The organism is Microcystis flos-aquae FACHB-1344 (assembly GCF_014698375.1).
Lineage (GTDB): Bacteria > Cyanobacteriota > Cyanobacteriia > Cyanobacteriales > Microcystaceae > Microcystis > Microcystis aeruginosa.
In genome coordinates this window covers 1-4836 of sequence record NZ_JACJSW010000035.1, presented here as the reverse complement: position 1 = coordinate 4836, position 4836 = coordinate 1, and the positions used below count along the sequence as shown (strand labels likewise).

At 43.8% G+C, this 4836-nt stretch carries 3 protein-coding genes; all 3 read right to left on the bottom strand.

The genetic code is table 11. From position 1 onward, the window contains the following. Nucleotides 1-347: 347 nt before the first annotated feature. Nucleotides 348-1868 carry an anthranilate synthase component I gene (gene trpE, locus H6G48_RS02285; RefSeq protein ID WP_190718669.1) on the bottom strand — a complete coding sequence of 507 codons (1521 nt, stop codon included), beginning with the start codon at nt 1866-1868 and terminating at the stop codon, nt 348-350. Nucleotides 1869-2270: 402 nt separating this feature from the next. Next, nucleotides 2271-2696, bottom strand: coding sequence for a photosystem I reaction center subunit II PsaD (psaD, locus tag H6G48_RS02280; protein ID WP_002796771.1), 426 nt, complete (start codon nt 2694-2696; stop codon nt 2271-2273). 168 nt (nt 2697-2864) lie between these two features. Continuing rightward, a complete protein-coding gene (locus H6G48_RS02275) occupies nt 2865-4502 on the bottom strand; it encodes an ABC transporter permease (protein ID WP_190718666.1) in 1638 nt (545 codons plus the stop codon). Nucleotides 4503-4836: the final 334 nt, after the last annotated feature.

Genomic DNA, 4836 nt, shown 5'->3' with positions numbered 1-4836 from the left:
GCCATTTTCAAGGGGAAAATGTACCCAGTAGCGTCTTTTCAATTTTTTCTGAGAAGCGACCTGCAGTAAGGGTTTTGTTGATTTTTTAGTATTTCTGTATGGGGGAAGTCCAGTTATTGTGACTAACTCTTTTGATTAGAAAAAGATAAACTTGAGAATCTTCGGTCAAATTTATTGACTCAAAATCCGCTGTACTTAATTTAAATGAATCAACCCTAGGGGGCTGGGGGGGTGTAGGGTTTTACCCATTTTCAGGGAAAAAGTGCCTAAATTTCCCCCCCGATCACTCCAATCACTGACACTTTTTGATGGGAAAAAAGTCTCAAGGACGATCCTGGGCAAAAAATCTAACTTAAACAGCGAATTGCCTCCAATAAACCCCTGGCTTTGTTGAGGGTTTCTTCGTACTCTTTCTCCGGCTCAGAATCGGCTACTAGCCCTGCTCCCGCTTGCACGGAAACCAGATAATTTTGATTACCTTGGGGACGAACAATCATAGTGCGAATTGTGATGGCACTATTTAACTGTCCCTCGAAATCGTAGTAACCATAAACCCCTGAATAGGGACCACGACGACAGGGTTCTAATTCATGGATAATTTCCATAGCGCGAATTTTCGGGGCCCCACTGACGGTTCCCGCGGGAAAACAAGCTTTTAATAAATCCCAAGCACTTTTATTGGTTGCTAAATCCCCGACCACATTACTAACAATGTGCATAACGTGGGAATAACGTTCAATTATCATTAATTCATCCACTTTGACCGTACCTCGATCGCACACCCGACCTAGATCATTTCTCCCCAAATCCACTAACATAATATGCTCGGCAATTTCTTTGGGATCTTGCAATAAATCCGTTGCTAAAGCTTGGTCTTCACTCAAGTTTTGTCCCCGGCGACGGGTGCCAGCAATTGGTCTGACCGTAGCCTTTATTTTACCTAATTCGTCCCGTTCTGCCTTAACCATCACTTCAGGACTAGAGCCAATAATTTGCCAATCCTTAAAGTTATAAAAAGCCATGTAGGGAGAAGGATTAATCAGACGCAGGGAACGATATAAATCGAAGGGATGACCCTGATAATTGGCATTTAAACGCTGGGAAATAACCACCTGAAAAATATCCCCCGCTTTGATGTAATCCTTCGCTTTCAAGACATTTTGACAGAATTTTTCCTGAGTTGTATTGCTTTCATAGACTAATTCTTTTCCCTGACCAACCGGTAATAATTCCAGGGTTTTGGCATTAGTTGGTAGGGGTAATCGTAACTTCAGAACTAACTGTGTCACTCGATCGCAGGCCGCTTGATAAGCGGCCGCTAAATCGGGATTTTTACCCCGGATATCGGCATAAGCGATCGCCCAGATTTTCCGTTTAACTTGATCGAAAATAATCAGATTATCCACCTGCATCCAAATACCATCCGGTAGATCGGCATCGGTAGCGGGATAAATAGGCACTCGCGGTTCGATCCAATTAATTAATTCATAACCCCAAAAACCAAATAAACCCCCTATTCCGGCGGGTAATTGCGGCAATTTAACCGGCACGATCGGGGCTAAACATTGGGTTAAAATCTCGAAAGGATCCCCCGAAAAAATCTCTTGAGAACCATCGCGAAAACTTTGGGTAGTGGTGTTTCCCCGCGCTTCTAATACCCAGACGGGATCACCTCCTAAAAAGCTGTAGCGTCCCAAGGTTTCGCCCCCTTCCACCGACTCTAATAAAAAATTGTAGGCTTGATCGGCACAAACTTTATACCAGGCCGAAACGGGTGTTTCTAGGTCAGCGATCCATTCTTGATAGACAGGAATAAAGTTACCTTGGCCAGCGAGTTGACGAAAGCGATCGAAGTCGGGGAAGATCATATTTTGATGGTTCAGGAAACGGATAGCACAACACTTGTAGGGGAGAAAACGGAATGATGAATTATGAATTATGAAGGAGTGGGAAGTGGGGAAGTGGAGAGGTGGGGTAGTGGGGAAGTGGGGTAGTGGGGTAGTGGGGAAGTGGGGTAGTGGGGTAGTGGGGAAGTGGGGAAGTTGTCTCATCACCCTAACACCCCAAAACCCCCCGCAACGCGCACGCAGTGACCACCCTATCTCTTGAATACTGACTCCTAACTCGTAACCCCAGGAAAAACTTTTTGCCGCAAACCCTAACTAGCAATTAATTGCCGATTGCGATAAGAGAAATCGAGAGTCAGAAGTTAAATCTTGGGGCTAAATAGCTTCTTAATCTAACTCCCCACTCTCGATTTTAGGGATTATTTATGCTTCGTAGGGAGTGACACCAGAGAACTTAATTGTCGCTGGTTCGGGGTTTTTGCCGATATTGCGGTCTTTTTTGCCGAAAAATTCACGACCAGCGTTAACTTTTTCGGGGAAGACACCATCAGCAGGGTGGAGATATTGCACTTCACCACTGGGGTAAATCCGATAGATTTTGTAATCTTCGATTTTGGGCTTGAATTTCGTCCGTAATTGGGTACCAAGAGCGAGCGCGTGTTCTTTGCGGGCCAAATAGAGGAGATTTTCGCCTTCGTTCATGATAGCGGCGCCACCGGTGGGCATTTCAAAGACTTGTTCTTTGCTGCTTGTCCAGGTGATGGCGTACTTTTCTTCCAGATCGGCTTTGGTGAGTAAACCGCCCGTGCTGCCACCGAACTTAGGAGCTTTTCCAGAAAGTTCTGTCATAGGATTTTGTTCTCTCTACAAAAATAAACAAAAGGGGTTTTAGGGAATCCTATCACTGACACCCCCTCTCTCTAGTAGTCTTGTCAAGAACTGTAACATTATTTTGTACTAGACTATAGAACTAAGCTCTTGGCCGATCGCCAACTTGCCTAGGAATCAGCCGCCACTTTAATCGATCGCCCGTCGGGAAATTTGCCAACTTAAAAAAATTACCGGAATTAATCCCACTAAGACAATGGCCAGGGCCGGGGCCGCCGCTTCCACTAAACGTTCATCACTGGCGTATTGATAAACGCGCACCGCTAGGGTATCAAAATTAAAAGGTCTTAAGACCAAAGTAGCCGGTAATTCCTTCATCACATCGACAAAAACTAACATAGCCGCCGTCAATAATCCCCCCGACAAAAGGGGAATATGCACTTTAATTAAAGTGGCACCAGTGCCATAGCCAAGGCTGCGGGAAGCATCATCTAAACTAGGTTTAATTTTACTTAAACTCGATTCTAACGTGGAAAAAGCTACGGCTAAAAACCGGACAATATAGGCAAAAATCACACAGAAAATCGTGCCGCTCAGAATTAAATTGATATTTAATACCTGATTGAAAAAGTTATCTAATTTGCCGATAGGAATTAAAACCCCCACCGCAATAACAATGCCGGGGATAGCGTAACCAGCCGCCGCAATCCGCACAGAACCCTTAAGAGTTTTATTCGGATTAAGTCTTTCCCCGTAGGCGAGAATTAAAGCTAAAACTACCGCAATAATTGCGCTTAAACTAGCCAGAAAAAAACTGTTTACCGATAAACTAAGAAAGTCATTATTAAAAGTTTCTTGGGCATGATTAAATGCTAGATAGGCCAGATAGAAAGCAGGGGCGATAAACCCAAGAAATACTGGTAAAAAACAGGCGATCATTGCCAAAAAACTGCGAACAAATCCTAGTTCGTACTTAGTCTGTGACTGGAAACGATTGGTCATTTCATAGTAACGAGCTTGACGACGGGAGGATTGTTCGAGGAAAACTAAAACGAGGATAAATACCATTAAAACTGTTGATAACTGCCCCGCTGCTATGCGATCACCCATACCGAACCAAGTATTATAAATCCCCGTGGTAAAAGCATTAATTCCAAAATACTGCACCGTACCAAAATCGTTAAGAGTTTCCATTAAAGCTAGAGCTAATCCCGCCATAATTGCCGGTCTTGCTAGGGGTAAAGCGACAGTAAAAAAACTGCGCCAAGGATTACATCCCAAGGAGCGACTTGCCTCCACCGTGCAGACAGATTGCTCTAAAAAACCGACCCTTGCTAACAGATAAACGTAGGGATAAAGCACCAGTATTAACATCAGAATTCCCCCCCAAAGAGAACGGATATTAGGAAACCAATAATCCTCGACACTATTCCAACCGCAAAGACTTCTTAAGAAGGTCTGCACTGGGCCAAAATAGTCCATCATATTGGTATAAGTATAGGCCAAGAGATAGGCAGGAGCGGCAAGGGGTAGTAATAATAACCATTGAAATTGTTGACAACCGGGAAATTGACACATCGTTGTTAACCAAGCTGTGCCGACACCGATGATGAAAACGCCGCTGCCCACCCCGCACATTAACCAAAAAGAATTAACTAGATAATCCCAGAGAACAGTTTCGATCAGATGTTGCCAGACTTGACTGGAATTAGTTAATAAACTACTGGCAACCGATAAAATTGGCAGGGAAACAAGCAGGGCAATTAGTAAAACCGCAATTGTCCATCCCTGTCTAAAAAAAGAGCGAGATTCTTTCAGCAAAAACATTTTTAATAAGATTGTTAAAGCAATTTTTAGAGAACGGTCTAGTTATGCCTTCTTCGCTTGTGAGGTCAACTTACAGCCAGCAGTTCATTCAGCTTGTTTTTCAGATTTGGCGATGTCATCAGCGGGTTGTAAACTTCTCCTGCGTAAGGTTGCCAAACATAACTAGGGCTAAAGGAGCGAAATACTGGCAATATTCCTAGCTCGCCTGCAAGTGGTTTCGCTAAGAGAACTCCATAAAAAAGATGATCCAATAGTCAAGTGGTTTGATAAGGGATTTCCACAAACCACTTTGGCAAATGGGGAAGTCGATTAATCTGTTTTTCCAACTCTGCCA